This is a genomic window from Paenibacillus larvae subsp. larvae, assembly GCF_002003265.1.
Taxonomy (GTDB): Bacteria; Bacillota; Bacilli; order Paenibacillales; family NBRC-103111; genus Paenibacillus_H; species Paenibacillus_H larvae.
Window position 1 is genome coordinate 919,179 of the sequence record NZ_CP019687.1, and the last position, 21,156, is coordinate 940,334.

18 protein-coding genes and 6 pseudogenes are annotated in these 21,156 nt (G+C 41.6%); 20 read left to right on the forward strand and 4 right to left on the reverse strand.

Annotated elements, in window-relative coordinates:
* Positions 1 to 46: 46 nt before the first annotated feature.
* The 4 genes and pseudogenes from BXP28_RS04890 to BXP28_RS04905 form a co-directional block, all read left to right on the forward strand.
* Positions 47 to 733, forward strand: a pseudogene (locus BXP28_RS04890) (spore germination protein); the annotation flags it as partial.
* A gap of 340 nt (positions 734 to 1,073) precedes the next feature.
* Entirely contained in the window at positions 1,074 to 1,847 is a 774-nt protein-coding gene (locus tag BXP28_RS04895) for a 4'-phosphopantetheinyl transferase family protein (RefSeq protein ID WP_023484729.1), read from the forward strand.
* An 89-nt stretch (positions 1,848 to 1,936) separates the two neighbouring features.
* Positions 1,937 to 2,164: a hypothetical protein gene (locus tag BXP28_RS04900; RefSeq protein ID WP_104932488.1), complete on the forward strand. Its 228-nt coding sequence runs from the start codon at positions 1,937 to 1,939 to the stop codon at positions 2,162 to 2,164.
* 99 nt (positions 2,165 to 2,263) lie between these two features.
* Positions 2,264 to 2,745: pseudogene (locus BXP28_RS04905) on the forward strand (class II fructose-bisphosphate aldolase); the annotation flags it as partial.
* A 360-nt stretch (positions 2,746 to 3,105) separates the two neighbouring features.
* On the opposite strand, the gene BXP28_RS04910 reads toward BXP28_RS04905, so the two are convergent.
* Both BXP28_RS04910 and BXP28_RS04915 read right to left on the reverse strand, forming a co-directional pair.
* Positions 3,106 to 4,122, reverse strand: coding sequence for a sugar phosphate nucleotidyltransferase (locus tag BXP28_RS04910; protein ID WP_023484727.1), 1,017 nt, complete (start codon positions 4,120 to 4,122; stop codon positions 3,106 to 3,108).
* A 114-nt stretch (positions 4,123 to 4,236) separates the two neighbouring features.
* Positions 4,237 to 5,295, reverse strand: a complete 1,059-nt coding sequence (locus BXP28_RS04915) for a glycosyltransferase family 8 protein (protein WP_023484726.1) — start codon at positions 5,293 to 5,295, stop codon at positions 4,237 to 4,239.
* A gap of 697 nt (positions 5,296 to 5,992) precedes the next feature.
* Here BXP28_RS04915 and tnpA point away from each other — a divergent pair.
* The 12 genes and pseudogenes from tnpA to gpmA all read left to right on the forward strand — a co-directional run bounded on the left by tnpA (position 5,993) and on the right by gpmA (position 16,468).
* Positions 5,993 to 6,388 (forward strand): annotated as a pseudogene (gene tnpA / locus BXP28_RS04920) (IS200/IS605 family transposase).
* Positions 6,389 to 6,392: 4 nt separating this feature from the next.
* Positions 6,393 to 7,448 carry an RNA-guided endonuclease InsQ/TnpB family protein gene (locus BXP28_RS04925; protein WP_036654192.1) on the forward strand — a complete coding sequence of 352 codons (1,056 nt, stop codon included), beginning with the start codon at positions 6,393 to 6,395 and terminating at the stop codon, positions 7,446 to 7,448.
* A gap of 206 nt (positions 7,449 to 7,654) precedes the next feature.
* Positions 7,655 to 8,854 carry an FAD/NAD(P)-binding oxidoreductase gene (locus BXP28_RS04930; RefSeq protein WP_036654194.1) on the forward strand — a complete coding sequence of 400 codons (1,200 nt, stop codon included), beginning with the start codon at positions 7,655 to 7,657 and terminating at the stop codon, positions 8,852 to 8,854.
* A gap of 74 nt (positions 8,855 to 8,928) precedes the next feature.
* The gene (locus BXP28_RS04935) at positions 8,929 to 10,359 is read left to right on the forward strand and encodes an MBL fold metallo-hydrolase (RefSeq protein WP_023484536.1); all 1,431 of its coding nucleotides are present in this window, start codon (positions 8,929 to 8,931) and stop codon (positions 10,357 to 10,359) included.
* Positions 10,360 to 10,605: 246 nt separating this feature from the next.
* Positions 10,606 to 10,698, forward strand: a pseudogene (locus BXP28_RS23955) (ATP-binding cassette domain-containing protein); the annotation flags it as partial.
* Positions 10,699 to 10,882: 184 nt separating this feature from the next.
* Positions 10,883 to 11,302, forward strand: a complete 420-nt coding sequence (locus BXP28_RS04945; RefSeq protein WP_023484538.1) for a ribonuclease domain-containing protein — start codon at positions 10,883 to 10,885, stop codon at positions 11,300 to 11,302.
* A gap of 20 nt (positions 11,303 to 11,322) precedes the next feature.
* Positions 11,323 to 11,595, forward strand: a complete 273-nt coding sequence (locus BXP28_RS04950; protein ID WP_023484539.1) for a barstar family protein — start codon at positions 11,323 to 11,325, stop codon at positions 11,593 to 11,595.
* A 693-nt stretch (positions 11,596 to 12,288) separates the two neighbouring features.
* A pseudogene (locus BXP28_RS04955) lies at positions 12,289 to 13,184 on the forward strand (amidase domain-containing protein).
* Positions 13,185 to 13,262: 78 nt separating this feature from the next.
* Positions 13,263 to 13,604 (forward strand): oligosaccharide flippase family protein, encoded by a 342-nt coding sequence (locus BXP28_RS24960; protein WP_077584927.1) that lies wholly within the window; start codon positions 13,263 to 13,265, stop codon positions 13,602 to 13,604.
* Positions 13,553 to 14,779 (forward strand): oligosaccharide flippase family protein, encoded by a 1,227-nt coding sequence (locus BXP28_RS04965; RefSeq protein ID WP_167552490.1) that lies wholly within the window; start codon positions 13,553 to 13,555, stop codon positions 14,777 to 14,779. Before BXP28_RS24960 ends, BXP28_RS04965 begins: the two co-directional genes overlap by 52 nt.
* Before the next feature lie 113 nt (positions 14,780 to 14,892).
* Entirely contained in the window at positions 14,893 to 15,678 is a 786-nt protein-coding gene (pdaA, locus tag BXP28_RS04970; RefSeq protein ID WP_023484542.1) for a delta-lactam-biosynthetic de-N-acetylase, read from the forward strand.
* Between the two features lie 55 nt (positions 15,679 to 15,733).
* Positions 15,734 to 16,468, forward strand: coding sequence for a 2,3-diphosphoglycerate-dependent phosphoglycerate mutase (gene gpmA / locus BXP28_RS04975; RefSeq protein WP_024094105.1), 735 nt, complete (start codon positions 15,734 to 15,736; stop codon positions 16,466 to 16,468).
* Positions 16,469 to 16,658: 190 nt separating this feature from the next.
* Here gpmA and BXP28_RS04980 read toward each other — a convergent pair whose 3' ends face one another.
* Entirely contained in the window at positions 16,659 to 17,027 is a 369-nt protein-coding gene (locus BXP28_RS04980; RefSeq protein ID WP_024094104.1) for a hypothetical protein, read from the reverse strand.
* Positions 17,028 to 17,225: 198 nt separating this feature from the next.
* Between BXP28_RS04980 and BXP28_RS22465 the strand changes: the two genes are divergently transcribed.
* The 4 genes and pseudogenes from BXP28_RS22465 (at position 17,226) to BXP28_RS04995 (ending at position 19,594) form a co-directional block, all read left to right on the forward strand.
* Positions 17,226 to 17,372 carry a hypothetical protein gene (locus BXP28_RS22465; RefSeq protein WP_198963589.1) on the forward strand — a complete coding sequence of 49 codons (147 nt, stop codon included), beginning with the start codon at positions 17,226 to 17,228 and terminating at the stop codon, positions 17,370 to 17,372.
* Positions 17,373 to 17,495 (forward strand): annotated as a pseudogene (locus tag BXP28_RS23960) (VOC family protein); the annotation flags it as partial.
* A gap of 514 nt (positions 17,496 to 18,009) precedes the next feature.
* Complete coding sequence (locus BXP28_RS04990; RefSeq protein WP_024094102.1) at positions 18,010 to 18,906, forward strand: cation diffusion facilitator family transporter; 897 nt, start codon at positions 18,010 to 18,012, stop codon at positions 18,904 to 18,906.
* 124 nt (positions 18,907 to 19,030) lie between these two features.
* Positions 19,031 to 19,594, forward strand: coding sequence for a YkoP family protein (locus BXP28_RS04995; RefSeq protein ID WP_036656629.1), 564 nt, complete (start codon positions 19,031 to 19,033; stop codon positions 19,592 to 19,594).
* 83 nt (positions 19,595 to 19,677) lie between these two features.
* On the opposite strand, the gene BXP28_RS05000 is transcribed toward BXP28_RS04995, so the two are convergent.
* Positions 19,678 to 21,153: an alkaline phosphatase family protein gene (locus BXP28_RS05000; protein WP_235430704.1), complete on the reverse strand. Its 1,476-nt coding sequence runs from the start codon at positions 21,151 to 21,153 to the stop codon at positions 19,678 to 19,680.
* Between the last annotated feature and the right edge of the window lie 3 nt (positions 21,154 to 21,156).

A 21,156-nucleotide genomic window follows, 5' to 3' on the forward strand; every position in this document is an offset into this window, starting at 1 on the left:
GATTCATGGAACGGATTTTTAACAAGAAGAGGAAACAGGCCCAAGAGCAGCTGAGGATTATTACCAGCGTCTGGATATCGCCAGTTTGCTCCGGATATTGCGCCTGCTTTGTTTTTTCATCGCTTTTCTAGGGTCTTCTTTGTATATTGCCATTACTACATTTCATCAGGAAATGATTCCGTCAGAGCTTCTGGTCAATTTAATGGCACAGCGGGAAGATGTTCCGTTTCCAGCTTTTTTCGATGCAATCATTATGGAAGTGACTTTCGAAATTTTACGGGAAGCCGGAGTTCGAATGCCCAGGGCTATCGGGTCGGCCATTTCTATAGTAGGTACCCTGGTCGTAGGGACAGCTGCGGTAGATACCGGACTGGTATCAGCTGCAATGTTTATTGACGTGTCGATAACAGCCATCTCTAATCTTGTATTCCCTTCGATCAATATGGCGATTCCCATCCGCATTCTCCGTTTTCCTTTAATGATTCTGGCTGCTTCCTTTGGCCTTCTAGGAATCTTTACGGGATTTATTGCATTGCTTCTCCATTTATGCAGCCTACGCTCATTTGGTATTCCTTATATGAGCCCATTTGTCCCGCTTATTCCAAGTGATTTGAAGGATACGTTCATTCGGACTCCCAGATGGGCCATGCTTACCCGTCCAAGATTAACCAGCCAGAACAATATAGTCCGCGGGCAAACACCAAAACCGAAGCCGCCGCAAGAGGGGGATTGAACTTGGAAATATGGGGGTAATTGTATGAACCGAAGAATAATGCTCACAGCCCTTTGTATTCTGTTCTTCTCTTTTTTCATGGGGCAATGAAAGCAATGTTTCAAATTGAGCAATAGTGTTTTCTATATGAATTTTCATTATAATCACCTTTTGTTTTATAACTTAATCTATTACGTAACGTGAGAGTCAACTTACTTAAATTAAAATCTGTGAATGAAAATAAGCTTTTCATCGATATAATTTCGACAAATTCTATGTTTTTTCGTTAAAGGATTTTTAAACAGCAGAAAGAAGATTATATCAATACCAATAATTTAAAAAAAGATTTGGGGAGCGGAACATGATACATAACGAATTAGAAAAAGCCGGGACTGAAACGAATTATACATATTCGGCCCACTTTCTTTTAAAATCTTCGAGTGAAATCTTTAAGATACCTATTCATTTTTGTAAATATGGAGATTACCTCAATAACGTTGAAGGCTTTCTTCATGATGATGAACATGCTTATTTTCAAACACTTGCTTATGAGCGGAGAAGAACCAGTTACCTTTTGGGCAGGTATTCTGCAAAAAAAGCGATATCCGGGCTAATGGGTGAAGATAATCCCAAAAAAATAAGGATTGAAAATGGGATTTTTAATCAGCCTGTTGCCGTGTGTGAATCAAACAGCAACTTACAGGTAAGTCTAACTCATTGTGATGAACTTGCAGCCGCAGTAGCGTTTCCTGAAATGCTCGTAATAGGTATTGATATGGAAAAGATTGATCTTTCTATGAGTAGTGGAGTGGAGGCAGAATTAACAGAACATGAAAAAGAACTTGCTTTACAGCTCCCATGTCCCTATGAAAATTTACTCATGGTTCTCTGGACAATGAAGGAATCGCTTTCGAAGGTTCTAAAAACCGGATTAACCGTACCTTTAAGGGTATTAGAAGTAAAGCGGATTGAGGTTCAAAATGGGTATTACATCGGTTCATTTTCGAATTTTGCCCAGTATAATTCCATTTCGTTCCCAGTAAAGGATTATGTATACTCCATCACTTATCCGAAAAATGCAGAAATAGAGATAGACATCCATCACATAAAATCCAACTTGCATAAAATGTTGTGAAAAAAAGGAGGGAAATAATTCCAAGTCTCAAGCTGAAAACTTACATTATCAGTTGTTTATGTCTCCGGCGTATGGATGATCAGGAACCCTTGGAAGCTAAAATAAACAGGTTGTTAGACCGTAGTGCCATTGATTTTGCCACTTGGAAAGCAGCAATTGTTCCCATGAAAAAGGATATTGGCGAAGTGGCTGCGTTGCTTGGGAAAAAACGTGCAGGTATTGTGTTGGTAGAAGAAAATGGAGTTCTTAAAGGAACCATTATTCCTAATGAATTGATTCGTAATGTATTCCGTAAACAAATTCTGCTTCCGGGCTGAAAATCATCAAACTTTCACGTTACGAATACCGAATCATGCCACCATTAACATGTATTATTTGTCCTGTAACATACATGGAATCATCAGCGGCGTGCCCATCTTGATGGTGTTTCCGTAGAAGCCGAAGTGGGAACAGTGGGGGGAATGGAAGACGGGCTTGTCGGCGGAATAAAATATGCCGATATAACGGAATGCACAACTATTGTTAAAGAGACCAATATTGGCGCTTTAGCTGCAGCATTGGGATCTGTTCACGGAAAGTACCAGGGTGAGCCCGTATTAGGATTTAAGGAAATGCAGAAATTGCCGAATCCGTTCAGATTCCTTTAGTTCTCCATGGTGCCTCCGGGATTCCACTTCACAAGCTGAAAAAAGTAATTGGGCTGGGTCATGCGAAGGTGAACTACAATACAGAACTTCTTATGTCTTGAGGGAATGCTGTCAGAACGGTATTGGAGCATAACCCGACAATTTACGAACCGAGAGCCATTCATGACACCCGCAAGGATGCATTAGTCGCAATAGTGAAAGAAAAAATTGAAGAATTAGGTTCTAAAGGAAAGCATAAACAAGACTATTGACAAGAGCGTCTCCCCCTGGAGCGATCTTTTTTTGGGCATATAGAACTTTCAACAGGTGGCCCCATTCTAAATGTCTGTTGGAAATCCCATGAGGCAAGCATAGTTTAATGGTAGATGAATTTGTCTCTCTAGGTAACTGGTACAGGTCTCAGGTTGTTCTTTAGAAATTTCGTCTTGGTCTTGTCCCATGTTATGTATATCTGGGTGGCTCCGGATATTAATCTTTGCACACCCTTAGGGATGGTAAGTATTGTTATCGGTCATATTGATGTTGATATTTCCTCCTCTTTATAATGATAAAGATCAGATAATGTATTAAAGATAATCTCAATTCCATGACATATGGAATGGTCTATTCAATCATTCCTCAACTTTTGACTTATCCCCCATAATGAATTTAGCTGGTTTTGTATCGTCAACGGGACCGGAAAATTTGACGTTAGAGCCGAATATACTATCCCGCACAAACACGTGAGACAATTGGACGTGATCTGTCAGTATACTGTTCTCTATCCGGCAGCAATTCAGGATGCAGCCGGGCCCAATATACACATAAGGGCCGATCACGCTCTGATACAATTTAACGGAGGGATCGATATGAACAGGGGAAATAATGGCGGTATCGGTACTATGAAATAATTGCTTCTTTATATTTTGTTTCCTTGAATCTTTACTTACTTTATAACGATTCGCATCCAGCCAGCGTTCGGGAGTGCCAATATCAAAGAAAGGTTCCGTTGTTATGCAATAGGCCACATGCTTGCCTTGGTCAATTAGCAGCTGTATAGCATCGGTTAATTCATATTCCCCCCGTTTGGACGGTTCTAGCCGGTCGAGTATTTTCCAAATATCACTGTTGAATGCATATGCACCTACAACAGCAAGATCAGAACTGGGGTTTTGCGATTTCTCCTCCAACCTGACAACTTTATTAATGGAGACATCTGCAACACCGAATTGATGGGGGTTCTTCACGTGAGCGAGAAGAAGGGAAGCATCGGCTTTTTCACTGCCTAAAAAATCAATCAGGGGCATGATCGATCCTTCTATCAAATTGTCACCAAGTATTAGAAGGAAAGGTTCACCCTGTATAAACGAATAAGCACTTTTGACAGCATCAGCCAGGCCCAGGCTATTTTCTTGAAGCAGATAGGTAAGCGAACACCTATATGCCTCTCCGCTGCCTAACATTGCTGGAATTTGCCCTTGTGAGGCATTAATCACAATTCCTATTTCACAAATCCCAATATGAACCATTTTATTGATGATAGAAACAATAACAGGCTCGCCATTTACCGGAAGCATACACTTAGGTCTAGCATAAGTGAACGGTTGAAGCCTTGTTCCCTGGCCTGCGCATAAAATTAACCCCTTCATAAGAACCTCCCCCTATAGAATAGTGTTTTCCTGATTTATTCACGTTTCCTTAACATTTCAGGATTCAAAAGATTCAGAAAATGGTGGCAACGGGAATGACAGGAACAATTTAAACTAATTTCTAGGCCGTCGAACGCGTTTTCCTGGTCCGACCCTAACGGCCTTCTTGCTCCCGTTTAGTTTGATATATTTCGTTTCGGTCAAAGAAAGCCGGATAATCTTCTTTCGTCGAACTTTTATTCTCCGCCTGTTTCTTTTTTTAGAATACATATTTTCCCGGATAGATTTCCGAACTCTTCGCAACGGTCTAAGCTTAGGCGCTTTCAAATTCTTGGATTTGCTGTCTCTCTGCCCATCTAAAGGATGTACGCCCATGGATGTTTCATCTGTATGCTTCTTCCAAGGTGTCAGGCTAAGGTATTCCTGATACAGATTGGCCCCGGGAGAATGAACATCCCAGCATTTTTCGGATCCGGCAAAATGGACAATTTTGTTGTTAAAGTCATGATGGGGACTGACCATGTTAAAAAAATTAAAACGCCGGTCCAATTGGAGGTAATTTTCTCCGAACACCGCATTCAATGTATCCTGGTCAGGCATGCTGGTATCGGGGTATCTCCGCAAAAAGTTAAGCATTTCTTCGTACCAGTCTATTTTTTTACGGATATTGTTCAACGCAAATAAAATAACCCCGGAATTAAAATAGGAATCTGGATTCAGCCCGTAGGGGATAATATGCTGCACTGCTGCCATAATGGCCTGATCCCAAACTGCAGCTAAATAAAAATCACCCAATTGTACTTCCCACAGCTCAGCAATGTTCATATTTACCAATACATCGCAATCCAGATAAATAATCTTGTCTACCGGTATTAATGCGGGAATAAGCAAACGGTACATGCTGGCCTGGGTCCAGAAACTAATAGATTTCACACCTGCCATTGCTTGAAGCATATTATCAGGAATTGTAACGGGATAAAAATGAATAGTCTGATTAAAGCTGCTTGTTAATTCAATTAACTTTTGTTTATTTGCTTCGGTCAAAGTCTCATCATGCAAGATATGGACATTAACACTGGAACTCGTATTGCAGAATACTGAGGCTAGAACAGCTCCGGCATGTTCTGCGTAGGCCCCATCTTTATCCTGAAAAGCCAAGCTTAATTCAATCACGAGATGTATCCCCTCTTTCTACCAAATATTTGGAGCAATGTTCCACATTATATGTTAGACAAGAACGATTGGAAAAGGTGTTATCCCTATGAAAATCACCCAATTTGATTGTTTGGATCAATTTCATAAAATAACTGGTGAGCGTTTAATTTAGAAGATGTAGATGAATACGGTTCAGATTTAACTATTTCTTGTACCCTTCGGATGGAAATAAGTTAAGAAATTGAGTCGTTTCTCTAATCATTTTCTTTTTTAGCTTTAACTTTTGATATATCCTATAAATTATGGTATATTTTAACATATGGTCTGAGCAGGTCTCGTATGGATTAATGGCATTGTATTTCAAAATTAGTTTTACCTAGAAAGAGAATTGTAATGAACATTCTCCGGCATCATTCGGTGTTTTTTCTTTTCAATCTATCCGGATTGAAAGAGAAGAACACTGGGCAGAGACTGCTTTTTTGCCGTTTTATAGGAAATAAATTCTATATAATTTGACCATTGGTGCATGAATGATCCATTTAAGACATTGGATTACAGTAATTTCCGACTGAAAGCCCACGGTTTTAATCGTGGGATGAAAGCCGGCTTTGCCAGAACATCCCTTCATGGGATGGGCAGGGCAAACACATAGCCATGTGCGTGTACTTTTCGTTCAATTGTTGTAGTTGTATAGTTGAACGGATACAATTGGTTTATGCAAGAATATAGACGTACAGCTACAACAGTATCTCTCATTAACTATCATTTTGTATTCTGCCCTCGTTATCGAAGAAAAGTGTTAGTAAAACAAGTGAAAATTCGATTCAAGGAGCTATTGGCTGAAATATGCCATCAGAATAGCTGGTTTATTGTGGCAATGGAAGTTATGCCCGATCATGTCCATCTGTTCCTGAATTGCCTTCCCACCGATTCTCCATCAGACGTAATGGCAAAAGTGAAGGGAGTGACCTCTCGAATATTAAGGCAGGAGTTCAAGCATCTTGCTCATTTGCCTAGTCTGTGAACACGTTCTTTTTTCGTTAGTACAGCAGGAAACGTATCAAGCGAAACAGTAAAGCGTTATGCCCAAGAACAAAAGAAAAGGGGGTGAACACATGCAAGCTTTAACCGTTAAAATACGCATATTTCCTGATCAACCAGCCATTCTACGTCAATTGGGAAATGAGTACATTCGGGTAGTCAATCAATTAACCAAACGGGCTGAACAATTAGGGGCATTTCCGAAAATGACTACAAAAGATGTAGAAACAGTTCTTCCGTCTGCCGTTTGTAATCAAGCGATTCGTGATGCCAAAAGTGTTTTCAGTAAAATCAAGAAACTTGGTGTTCGTCCAATTCTTAAAAAATCTGTATATTTCGTTAACAATCAAAACTACACGGTATCCGAAAATACAGTTGCGTTTCCTATCGTTGTAGATAAAAAGACGAAGAAAACAGCGTTTCGGGCTACAGCGACTAGCAGAGATATGGAACTGTTAAGAAAAGCCAAACTTGGATTGATGCGTATTATCGAAAAGTCAGGAAAATGGTACGCTCAAATTTCAATAGAAGTACCTACAAGCGTAACAAACAACGAAAACATCATGGGTATTGATCTTGGTTTGAAAGTTCCCGCTGTTTCTGTAACTTCTACGGGTAAAACCCGATTCTTTGGAAACGGCAGAGAAAACAAGTATATACGAAGAAAGTACCAACAACGCAGACGTAAATTAGGTAAACTCAAAAAATTGTCTGCCATTCGTAAGCCAGGTAATAAAGAGCAACGTTGGATGAAAGATCAAAATCATAAGATTAGTCGGCAAATTGTCGATACAGCCATTCAGGAAAATGTGTCCATAATCAAGCTTGAACGACTGGAGAATATTCGCAAGACGGCAAGAACAAGCCGCAAAAACGCAAAGAATCTGCATAGTTGGACTTTTTATCAGCTTCAACAATTCATCTCCTACAAAGCAAACCTAGTCGGCATAAAGATTGTGGAGGTAAATCCTGCCTACACTTCTCAAACATGTCCTGCCTGTGCGGAGAAGAACAAAGCGAAAGACAGAGGGTACGAATGTTCATGCGGATTCAACGCTCATCGAGATCGGGTTGGAGCGATCAATATCATGAATCAACCTGTGGCAGATGGTAACAGTCTGTCAGCCTAAGATGCTATATGTACTGTCTTAGGACGGGCTGATGAGACAGCCCTGAACTTGGGGGAACTACGGTTAGCAGAAATGCATGACCGACTACCACCCAAGAATCCCAGTGATACCGAAGGTGTCAGCTTGCGGCATTAGCCGTGGGAGTCTCAAAGCATGATGCATTTGAAACAGATCGGCAGTATTTTGGAGCAGGGGGAGGGGAAGTAATGCAAAAGCAACTTCATTATGCCGTTGCCATTGTCGGGGCGGGCAGCGCCGGATTATCGGTTGCAGCCCGCTTGCTGCGCGCATCGAAAGAACTTCGCGATTCCGTTGTGATCGTCGATCCTCAGGCCAAGCATTACTATCAACCCTTGTGGACGCTTGTCGGCGGCGGAGTTGTACGAAAGGAAATAACAGAGCGCAACCAACAATCGCTTATTCCAAAGGGAGCCGACTGGCTTCAGGAGAGGGTCGCGTATTTCCACCCGGTTGAAAACCGTATCGTAACCAAAACCGGAACCATCGTCCGATACGATGTTATTGTTGTTGCAGCGGGAATCCAGGTGGATTGGGACCGGATCAAAGGGTTGAGGGAATGTATCGGGCGCGATGGCGTCTGCAGCAACTATGATTACAATTACGTGGACAGCACCTGGAGGTCAATCCGTGAATTCCGCGGCGGTACCGCGATTTTCACGCACCCGAACACACCCATCAAGTGCGGTGGCGCGCCACAGAAAATCATGTATCTGGCCGATGATGCATTTCGGCGGTCGGGTGTAAGGGATAAGAGCGAGATTATCTTCGCTTCGGGTAATGAATCTATTTTCGCCGTCCCGAAATATGCTGCATCGCTCAATCAGGTAGTGAAGCGTAAAGGAATAACGACAAAATACAAACTCAATCTGGTGGAAATTAACTCCGGCAACCGGGAAGCTATCTTCGAACATGTGGACACGAAGGAACGGGAGACATTCCGATACGACATGATTCATGTCGTGCCCCCGATGTCTTCCCCGTCTTTTATACGGGATAGTCCCCTAGCCGGTCCGGGCGGATGGACTGAGGTTGATAAGCATACTATGCAGCATGTCCGGTACACGAATGTGTTTGCTTTGGGAGATTGCAGCAATCTGCCAACCTCAAAAACAGGTGCAGCTATTCGCAAGCAAGCTCCAGTGGTAGCCCGCAATGTGTTGAATGTGCTGGCGGGACAGCCGCCCGATGCAAGTTACGACGGTTATACGTCTTGTCCGCTAGTAACTGGGTATAATCGGCTTATTTTGGCGGAGTTTGATTATGACTTAACTCCGCGGGAGACATTCCCGTTCGATCAGTCGAAGGAGCGGTACAGTATGTATGTGCTGAAGAAAGATCTGCTGCCAAAGTTGTACTGGAACGGCATGCTGAAGGGACGCATGTAGCCAGCGGCAATGCAGCAGGCAAGGGGCAGGAACGGGGAAGTTTACTGTTTCAGAGAAAGGGGAGAGCGGCATTTATGCTGCTGCGTTATTTTTATGATGAGAAACTGGCTCACGCTTCGTATCTCGTGGGCTGCCAAGCGACGGGAGAGTCGATCGTTATCGACCCGGCCCGTGATGTTCTACCGTATTTAGAGACGGCACAGGCTGAAGGATTAACAGTCGTTGCCGCTGCGGAAACCCACATCCACGCTGATTTCATATCAGGCGTCCGCGAAATAGGGGAAGAACACAAGGCAATGCTGTACGTATCAGGCGAAGGCGGTCCGGATTGGTCCTATGCTTTCATGAGTGATAAGGTCAAGCACCGGATTGTGAAAGACGGAGACCGATTCCATGTGGGCAGAATCGAATTTGAGGTTCTGCATACACCGGGACATACTCCCGAGAGCGTATCATTCCTATTGACTGACCGGGGCGGAGGAGCTGATTGTCCGATGGGCATTTTCACTGGCGACTTCGTATTTGTCGGCGATGTTGGCCGGCCGGATCTACTGGAGAAGGCGGTTGGGCTGGCAGGCACTGCTGTGCAGGGGGCGCGGCAGATGTTCCAATCCCTTCAGCGCTTCACGGAGTTGCCTGAATATGCCCAGGTATGGCCGGCACACGGGGCGGGCAGTGCATGCGGCAAGGCGCTCGGTGCAATTCCGTCCTCTACTGTAGGCTATGAGAAACGCTTCAATTGGGGCTTGTCCTTTGATGCTGAGTCGGCGTTTACCACCGCCTTATTAGCCGGGCAGCCCGAGCCCCCAACTTATTTTCCCCGTATGAAGCGGATGAACCGGGAAGGTCCGGCGCTTCTTTCCCATCTTCCCGAACCAAAGCGGATTGAGGGAACGATAGCAGCTGCCGCCGGCCTTGTGGAAAGAGGAGCTGTTATCATTGATACGAGGCCTTGCACGGGTTTTGCAGCCGGGCACGTGAAGGGAACGATTAATCTGCCTTACAACCGTTCCTTTACATCATGGGCCGGATGGCTCATAGAAGACGAACGGCCGTTGTACATTATGGGGGAGGCGGAACTACTGCCAGGGATTGTCCGTGACATGCGTTCCATCGGTATCGACCGGATTGAGGGGATAATTGAAACTTCCGCGATGTGGAGGGATACCCATGCTGCAATGGCTGGTTTGCAATCATATCCTGAGGTAACGCCTAAAGACATTGCCGGCAAGGTTCAAGGCGGGGAACTGACAGTTGTGGACGTGCGTTCCGGGGCGGAATGGGAGGAAGGCCATATCCCGGGTGCGCAGCATATCCTGCTTGGGAAGCTGCCGGAGCGCATTCACGAGGTGCCAACCGACAAGCCGGTACTGGTCCAATGCCGGACAGGAGGGCGCTCGGCAATTGCTGCAAGCATTTTGCAGGCTCACGGCTACACAAACGTCATGAACTTGCAAGGGGGAATCGTGCAATGGAGTGAGGAAGGATTGCCCATTATAAAGTAAATAATCCGGAACGGGCGTCGTACTGGGCATTGCAAAAAGAGTTATGTAAAGAAGGGACGATGGGATCAGAAGTAGTATGCTAATGAAGCTTTCATTACCTTGGTCGCAAAATGTTTAATAAAAGAAGATAGAGTATATGTTATACGACCCGGCCTTAAGAAAATCCAGGCCGGGTCGTGCCATGAGATTTTGAAATCCGGGAATAACCAAAGCTCCTGCGGTTTAAAGCTAATATACCGACAATTTTTGCAATGGGGACAAAAACAGAGGATTGCAATTTCAAGAGCGATGTTGAAAGATGCACCCATTGTTCTGTTGGATGAGGTTACGTCAGCACTTCGTCAAGGGATATATTCCCAATTACATGAAAAGAAGCTGGAAGAGAAAATGCCTAATTAATCAAGAAGAGTATTTATCAGCTGGATAATAAATGGAACCAAATATTATCAACTCCGTAAATACCATAGGCGAATTTCGTCTAATCATAACAACTTCAATATGAATAAAGTGAGGATGAATTGTATTGAAAGTCTGGAAAACTGTATTGTTTGTATTATTAAGTTTGTTTCTTCTCGCTGGTTGCGGCTTATCTGAAAAAAAGACGGAACCAGCAAATAGCCTGACCAGTTTCGAAGATGTGGCAAATTATCTAAAGGCCCATAACAAATTGCCGGATAATTTCATTACAAAAAATGAAGCTAAAAAACTGGGCTGGGACCCCCAGAAAGGAAACTTGCAGAATGTTGCTCCAGGAAAAAGCATTGGGGGTGATATTTATCAAAATCGTGAAGGAAAATTACCTAACAAAAAAGGAAGAGTCTTACATGAAGCGGATATCAATTATAAATCAGGCCACCGGGGTAAGGACAGAATTGTATTTTCAAATGATGGTTTAATTTACAAGACGGAAGACCATTACGAAACATTTCAACAAATGAAATGAATGATAGGAGGGATTTGGGGTTGCACGATATTTTATTAGATGGCAGGAAAATCGGTAACCTTGGACAACTGCATACTGTTTTGAAAGAAGCATTGGAGTTGCCCGATTATTATGGGAATAATCTTGACGCATTATGGGATTGTCTTACAGGATATGTTGCCATGCCGCTTACTATTCGGTGGGTACATTTTCAAGAAAGTGAAAAAAAGCTTGGGGATCATAGCCGGCTTTTACTTCAGCTTTTTCGGGATGCAGAAGAAGAACTGGAAGGTTTTCAACTGCTGCTTGAATAAGGATTGAACCGTTCATACCGTTGGTTTGAGCGGTTCATTTTTAAATTCAGTTGTTATTATGACGCTGAGTTTCCCCTCCGTTTCCAATAATAAGTTTCTTCCGAAGGCAGTCTGATTTATGGTGTCGCGATGGATCTTGCTCCTTATTATTGTATGCCTGATTTTAATGAGCGGAATTGGAGAGAACTTGTCGTGAACGATAGGGGCACCGAAATAGCCAATAAGTGTACTAAGAAAGTAAAAAGAACCCCCCGCACAGGGCTGGGGGGAAGAGGGGTGACAATGTTAGGAAATACCAGGATTATCATATTCAAATAAAATAAACAATGTTACCTCGAAGGGACTAATATAACTTGTACTTATCCTTTTTCCGTGACCTACTCCGTACATATTTTTATTTTTTGGGGAAATTCTTAATGTGGAATGGTCTTGTAGTTAAACCCCTGATAACCAGTATAAGGAGGCATTGCTTTGTTCCGTTTGTTTGTTTTAATTGGGATCACACTAATTGTCGGGTTGGCACCGCTGAATGCTTATGCGTTAAATGAACAACAGGATAAGGTAAAAGAGGAAATCACGCTTTTCTTGCAGCAGTTATACAAAGACCGAAACTCCTTTCTAATAAATCGGCTCCCCGAAACGATAAATAAGTATTATGTCCAGAATTTAAGGGGAAGTCGTTATGCTTACCAAATGGAACTCAAACGCGGCCAGTATATCAATTCGTGGGCAGATAAACGTGGTATAAGTCTTACGGAGGCGGTACCCGAAATACGAATCACCCGGATTAAAAGAGATGGGGAATTGGCAAAAATTTCTTTGGTGCAATCAGCAAAAATATCTTATGGCTACAAAGAACTTGACCTGCCGCCACAATCGTTTGGAGTCGGTACACGACATGCATTGACAGTAAAAAAGACAGACGGCAATTGGAAAGTACTACGTGAGTGGTATTTGGATCCGCTTGAAGAAAACCCGGATTTAATACCCGATCCACCGGCCGGATTTCCTCATCCTTTTGCCAATAGTGATTCTATACAAGCAAACAATAAAGGAAATAAATACAACCGTGAACATGCGGTAGAATATGCCAATAAATATGCGGGTTTAGCCTGGGGAGCCGGGAATAATAACCGGTATAACCGCAAGTACAAAGATTACACATCCTTGGGTGGCGACTGTACTAATTTTGTATCCCAGGTACTTGGGGATACAAAAGAAGGCGGCGGATTACGCATGAACGGTGCTTGGGGATATTGGGGAGGCGGAAGCCGGGCATGGGTACAAACTGATGCTTTTAAAAATTACTTGCTTTATTCCGGGTACGGGCGTCTGATTGCAAAGGGAGATTTTATGGAAGTTACCCGATCCAATGATAAATTTCCTGATGGTGCAATTGCTAAATTACAACCAGGTGATGTTATTGGTTACATATTGGAGGGGATGTTGACCATTTTTCAGTTGTAATCGGACATGATGCGAAAGGATATCCTTTAGTCAACTCTCATACTGCAGACCGTTATCGTGTCCCGTTTGACCTTGGCTGGGATAAATCAACTAAGTATCTTCTTATTCATATCAATGATTAATTGGGAAGCTGCAGAAAGTCTACCTCTACAATCTTGTTCATATAATCAAAGAAGACAAGGTTATACCGGGGTGAGAAGATGCAACTTCCTTCCTTTATTAAACAAACGGCGTTACGAACAAGTGTAATTTTTCTTGTTAAAATCATTGGCTTCACAGTTCGCATCCCCTTGTTCCGGATACTGGGTTCTGAAGGAACAGGGATTTACCAAATTGTTTATTCCGTTTACGGATTTGTGCTAACGTTACTTACCGGTGGTTTCCCAACATCATTAGCACTAACCACTGCCAAAAATAAACAGCGCGGCCGGCGACTATTCAAAGGTTTGGTTATACCTTTTTTAGTTTTTGGCGGAATTTCAAGTTTGATTTGCTATGCATTAGCCCCCAAACCGCCCGTTTGCTCGGGGATAGTCAATTAGAGTTTCCTATCCGCTGTTTAGCGCCAGCACTTTTGGTTGTACCGCTGCTTCAATTATTCCGCGGTTTTCTTCAAGGCATCGAATTTTACGGGTATATAGCCGCTTCTGAATTAATTGAACAAACTGTCAGGGTAAGTACCATGCTTTTATTTGTTCTATTATGGATCAATTATGGCACCCACGCTGCGGCAGGGGGAGCTGTTTTTGGTGCTTGCACGGGGGCTATTGCTGCTTTATGGTTTCTTTGGCTCACGATATACAAGAAAGGATTGATGAACGGCATTTCTGAAAATTCAAACCGCCCATCCTTCATAGTTGGATCAGGGATCCTATTATTACTGAAAACATCATTTGCTATCAGTTTAACACGGTTAATTATGCCGGCAGCCGATTTTCTCGATGCACTAATCATACCAAACAGGTTACAGGAATCTGGCCTGAACCAATCAGATGCCATTTCTATTTATGGGGAAATATTCGGAATGGCATCAATTATCGTATATATGCCTACTATTTTAACGGCAGCATTATCCTATACGATTGCTGCAAAATTGGCAGCAGACTGGCAGAACAATAATAAGGACAGCTTTGTTGAACGCTCCAGATTATCCATAGAAATCGGTTGGCTTAGCGGCATTGCTTCCATGTTATTTTTCTTTTTTCACGCTGATGAGCTTTCTGTGTTCATTTTCGGTAATAGCTCAGCCGCCAAAGCAATCCGTTTTATGGCCTTTGCTCCTTTGATTGCGGGTATACGGGAATTAATCACAACCGTCCTTTGGGCATCCGATTTCAAAAGAGCCCCTCTTACAGGATTAATACTTGGCCTTATTTGTTCGACTGTTTTGGGTTATTATTTAACGGCTATTCCGGGATTCGGTTATGCGGGTGCCGCGATAAGCGTACTTGTTTTGGAATTAACGGCTTTACTTTGGAATGTTGCTGTTCTACAAAAACGATGCAAAGGTGCTTTTCCTGTCCTGCTATTATCGGCTGATTTGCTTTTATTAGTAACAATAGGCTTTCTTTGTACTAAACAAGAATTTTCTATCCTGCATAACGGCATATTGGGATCAATCCGGTCTTTTGAAAATATTTTAATTTTTACCGGTTGTATTATTCTATACATACTCATCAGATTTTGGAGGATAACCAAGAGAAGAAATGAGATATAGCAGAAACAATTGATTTGAGGGTCATAAAAATAAAGTTAAACTGAATACAACAAATCGCTTAGTGGCATATTACTTCCAGAGTCATAGTTCATGATAATGGAGGAATTGCATCAATGAAACGGAATACCTTGCTTTTTACATTAATGGCGCTATTCATTTTCCTGTTTCCTTTAGTTGTGGAAGCCGCTGAAAAAGAAAATCATCCGTACCATTTTGGATTCAAAAAAAGCAAAAATGGCAAACTTCCTTCTATTGACCAGGAGGGATTTAAAGATATTATCCAGAAACATGGAGCTATTTTTTTGGGGGACACAGGCCAAAAGGAACTTTTTCTTACATTCGACAACGGTTATGAAAATGGAAATACAGGCAAAGTTTTAGATGTTTTAAAGGAAAAAAGGGTTCAAGCAGTCTTCTTTGTTACCGGGCATTTTGTAAAAGACCAGCCGGATTTAGTGAAACGAATGGTTGATGAAGGCCACCTTGTAGGTAATCATTCGTGGAGCCATCCCGATATGACCCAAATTTCCACTGATAAAATAAGGGATGAGCTTGATAGAGTTAAGCAGGAAGTCACAAGTTTAACGGGACAAAAAGAGATGCATTTTTTGCGTCCGCCAAGAGGGATATTTAGCGACCGGATACTGGCAGCCAGCAGGGAATTGGGGTATACCAACGTCTTTTGGTCCCTTGCCTATAAAGATTGGGATATAAGAGATCAAAAAGGATGGAACTATGCATACAAAAAGGTCATGGATCAACTTCACCCGGGTGCGGTCATTTTGCTTCATTCGGTTTCTAAGGATAACAAAGAGGCTCTGGGCAGAATCATTGACAATGCAAGAAAACAAGGGTATGAATTTAAAAGGCTGGATAAATTGACATCAAAAAATTACTGAATTCACCTGCAAGAACTTTTCACTGTTTTTTGTTTTATTGAAAGGAGATTCACTTTTGATCAAACTTGTATTGATTCGTCATGGACAAAGCATATGGAATCTTGAAAATAGGTTTACCGGATGGACAGATGTAGACCTGTCCCCCAATGGACTCAACGAAGCGAGAGAAGCGGGAATCATTTTAAGAAAAAACGGATTTTCATTTGATATTGCTTACACATCTGTTTTAAAAAGGGCCATTCGAACATTGTGGATTTGCCTTCATGAATTGGATCTTGTATGGATTCCGGTCCACAAAACATGGCGTTTAAATGAAAGGCATTATGGGGCCCTTCAAGGGTTAAACAAAGCAGAAACAGCAAAAAAATATGGAGAAGACCAGGTCCGGTTATGGAGAAGATCAACAAATGTCCGCCCTCCAGCCCTTACAAAAAATGATGAAAGATACGAAGCTGCTCATCCAAAATATAAAGGATTAAAGGAAGGGGAATTTCCTCTTACGGAAAATCTCGAAGATACAGAACGAAGAGTTTTGTTTTATTGGGATGAAGAAATTGCGCCAAACTTGAAAAAAGGAAAAAAAGTGATCATCTCAGCTCATGGCAATACACTACGGGCACTTGTTCAATACTTGGATGATAGATCGCCTGACGGTATAGCAAGCTTAAATATTCCAACCGGTATACCCCTAGTTTATGAATTAGATGATCATTTAAAACCGGTTCGTCACTATTACTTGAATAGAGAGGGGGAAATTCCTGAAGGGGAGATTCCGAAGCATATGGAATAAATTCAGGAATAAAAGTAAACTAGTCATGTAATAAGCCGACGAATCAACAGAAGATGGGGGTAATCGGGTACCTGAAAGAATCTATTCGAATAATTAACTCCGGTGACTAAAGGGTGCAAGTTCTTGTCTTTCGATCAGGACAAAAACTTGCACCCTTTTGAAAACTTAGCTTAAGTATTAGCCTTTAGGCTTAGTAGATCCTAACTCTTATTCCGAAAATTTTACTACCGATTCCGTTATTATGTGTTACTTTTACTGTGTATTTTCCTTCTTTATTTGGAGTAAAGTAAACAGTCTTTTCGAACCCGCTTTTGGTATTATAGGATGAGATAGTATTTCCATTTGGATCGACAATTTTTACTGTCAGTCCGGTCTTCGTATAATCATTGATGTGGAAACGGCCTTCATTGCCATCACTTTTAGAGTAGTAGAAAGAATCTTTCCATTCACCATCGCTATCTAGTTTTTGGTCACCATCGATTACTATGGCTGCCATTGCACTCATGGGTAGAGCTATAGATAATACCAGTGTCAGCAAAAATAGAACACCTTTCTTCATATTTTCTCACCTCCTTCCAACAACTAGTAGATGAAATCATATAAAAGTATATTCCATCTAAAAAATAACATATATTAGAAAATATGTAAATACAATCGGTGAAAATATTTAAATAAATACCAATAAATGTCTGCCATTGCTCATAAGTCGTATTTTGTTGCTGGAAGTTAAATAAAAAATTTTTGGAGGGTATTAGCATTGCAGGATTTCCTTCCATTGCGATGGCTTATTTTGAACGAAGAATTTTCTCCGAAGGCAATCGGGATGGGGGTCTATGTAGCGGGAACGGCTTTAGGCGGTTTTTTGGGCTGGGTCATCATTGGGGGACTGACGGATTTATTATAAGCAGGGAAGGAATTTGAGCCCAAGGCTAAAAGGGCAGTTCCAGGTTCTGCCGGCAGGATCATTTCAGTTTATGTACGGGACCCGGATGAGAATTTGGTTGAGGTATCCAATTACATGGAATAATTCTGGTTCGGGAAAGTATAATTGCACATTTCTCAAAAGGTCCAAGCATCTGTTTGATTTACACCATAAAATAAATTAAATTTTCTATTTTTTTAGAAAGGAATAGGCGGTTTTCCGCTAAGGTGGCCTGATGAAAAATATCGGTACAATTCTGCTTCTTCTCATTCTGTTCATTCTTCTGGTCATCGTACTTTGTACAATGACTAGGCACCCGTATCCTTATTTTAGATAGCTTTTTCTTATTCCGATTCCTTCCTCAATGTTTAAGAATAAGGCTAACAGCCTTGGTCTGGTTAAAAACCAAACTGAGGTTGTTTATTCAGGCATAATGCCTTGATTTTGTGTTTTTTAGCTAAAGTAATTTGCTTTCCCGCAACTTATTTTCCAAGGAATAATGGTTTTCCATTTGTCTTACTTTTAGAGATCGACTCAAAACTGTTTCTCTAGACCCACACGAATTTGATCCGGTACAATGTCAAAGTACTGTATCGAAAGTGGAGGAGGATAGCATGTTATGAATAATTTATCTTCATTACTTGCATTATGGATTAGTCTTATAAGCAATGTAGTGCTGACTGCATTAAAAATTGTCGTTGGATATTTATTCAACAGCCAAGTGCTTATTGCTGACGGTATTCATAATGCCGGTGATGTGATTGCCACTTTCGCAGCACTAACCTCTTCAATGGTGTCGAAGAAACCTGCTGATGCAGACCATCCATACGGTCACGGTAAAGCAGAGGTCATTGCTTCAGCCATTGTTGCAATTATTCTGGCTATGGCAGCTGTTTTGATGGTCTTTAAATCTGTAGAAGTCCTATTTGAGCCGGCAGCAGAAGCCAGTATCATTGCATTAATTGCTGCGTTCATCTCCTTAATATGGAAGCAAGGCCTCTATATATATTGTATCCGTCTTGGGAAAACACAAAGAAGTAAAAGTTTGACCGCAACCGCAAACGACCATCTTGCTGATGTATATGCCTCTACTGCTGCTGTAGCAGGAATTGGTGCTACATTAATTGGTGAGCGTTATGGTATTCCCTTCACTCAATATGGAGACCCGATTGCAGGAATGATCGTGTCCTATTTTGTTCTGAAATTAGCTTATGAAATGGGAAAGGAATCTATTGGGATCCTAATGGAAAAAAATCTGCCTTCAGAACAATTGATTCAATTGGAGGATATAGTCCGATCGATCCCACAAGTTAAACGAATTGATCGAATTCGGGCAAGGGAACACGGCCATTATATTCTTGTTGATATAAGGGTGAGCATTTCGAACGATTTGACAATTCAAGAAGGCCATGACATTAGCCGCTTGATCAAGAATTCCATAAAAAATCAAATTCAGGATGTTGAAGAAGTAATGGTGCATTTAAACCCATGGTATGAAGAGAATGTAACATCTTAAAAAACATCTGTAAAATAGAATTTGGCTATTTAAGGAAGAGGAAGAAAAACTGAAATTTCCAGACATGAATTTTTATTTCCCACGACAAAATAAAAGTATCATCATTCATGAAGGGGAAATTTTCATGCGGGTAAAAACAATCGCTATGTCCATTTGGAATATTATAGATCCTATCTATTATTCCTTTAGCAGATTAAAGTGTATTGGACAGCAAGGACGAAAGAGTACATTTCGGGTCAGACTGACCTTTTACAGAGGACGAGATATAACTTTATCCGACGGAACCCGAATTAACAAAGGCGATATTTTGTTGAAGCTTCATTTGCATAATGTCATTCTTTTAAAGAACATGAATTCTTTACAAAATGAAATCGCAAAGGGAAGACTTCTTTACCGAATGGTTCTAAACTCGTTGCCGGATCTTGCAGAATATGTACATAACCATCCAAAATCCCGGGAAATCAAAGGAATTATCGGGATTACGATGCTAAACAGAGGATGTGGCAGCTTAGGTTTTGAAACCATCCCTATCTCCAGCAAAATATATAAATGGTGCAAATGTATAACCATGCTGCCAATCTATTTCCTATCTGCCCGTTCCCCGTTAAAATTTATAAAAAAGCAGGCTCCCATGTATTTATTTATGTCCAAACATGTTCTTTTGAATAAATACGGGAAAATCACCTAGAACTGCATAAGCTTAGGTGATTTTTTAACGCCGGAACTTTTTCCATTGAAAAATTTAGATTCATTCAGCGAAATGTATAAACCCTAATTCTTATCGGTGAATTGTTCTATTATAAATTGTTTTAAGTCGACAAGCCGGGGAGGCTCTTTCACTGGATGCTTCGTTCCCGTCACAATAAGGGGGATCAGTGAATCATATTTATGTAAAGAGCCGTGGCTGCCGCCGTTCAGATGAGTAGGGTAATACCGGCTTTTCAGTTCATACCTGGGGCGGGCTGTAATTATAACCACAGGAATATCTTGAGAGTAGAGTGCGCCAAATAACCTTGAAAGGGCATCCGGATAATCCCCGTAATTTAAAATATCCCCTTCATTTTTCAAATCCAATACCGACCATTCCCCGGTAATATGCCATGTACACTGGTACACATCGGTAATAATCCCTGCTTTTTCAAAATAAATTTCCCGGCCTGAGCCTCCTTCCTTGACTCGTACTCCCGGTTCCTCTTTCCAGGCGATAAGATCAAACCGTGCATCAGCCACAAGCTGGTCTATAACTTTATCATGAATTTTCTCCTTTAACGGATAGACATAAGCCATACGTTCATTATTACATACGACCAAATCATGATTTTCCAGCTTTTCTCCCAGTTGATAAACCCGAAAAGATTTCAATAATATATCCAGGTCAATATTAAATTTCTTTTCTTTACCGATTCGTGTCTGTCCATGATCGCTAATTACGATTACAGTGCATTGATCCAAAGCCTCATCCCAAGAAGCAAATGTACTTAAAATATCCTGGATTTTCGCGTCAACCCGAATTAGCGCTTCCTCCGCATGGGCGGGGTTTTTCTTATGAACTTCATGGTCATTATCGGGAAGATAAACAAGCATAAAATCAGGCTGGTTGCCGGATTTAATAAGATACTTTACAACACTTACCGCGTATTTATCGTTTATTCCGTACAAGTATTGAGCTTTCCTTAAATGCCGGGGGATATGCTGTCTCAGTTCCTTATCAGCCATTGCGCCCAAGGTCACGATGTCCGGGCCGGATATTTTTTCCTTAAACCGGAACCCTGTAAATAAATCAAGTAAAAACGGCAACCTGACTTGATGTTTTTTAGTACTTCGGTGCACCATCGCATTGATGGAAGCAGACGTTAACCCCATTTTGTCCAGCTCTTCGAACAAAGTGGTCACTTGTTTGCTAAGATGCTTTTCATTTAAGTTATACAGAACATTCTCCGCACAATTACGAATGCCGATTTTCCGGATACAGTTCCAGCCGTTTATGTAATTGATAATGGTTTTTTCCTCCGGGTTGTACCAGATTAGTCCGGGTACTTTATGAATATTTGGATAAACTCCTGTAACGAGAGAACTATCGACTGAAGCAGTCATAGTTGGAAAGACGGTGACACAATTCGGCCAATATCTTCCCCGATCCATTAAAAATTGCAGGGCCGGAACTGTTTTATGGCGGATACAAGCCTCTAAAGTATCGGGCATCAAAGAATCGACCAAAAGCACAATCACCTTTTTCAAACCTATCATCCC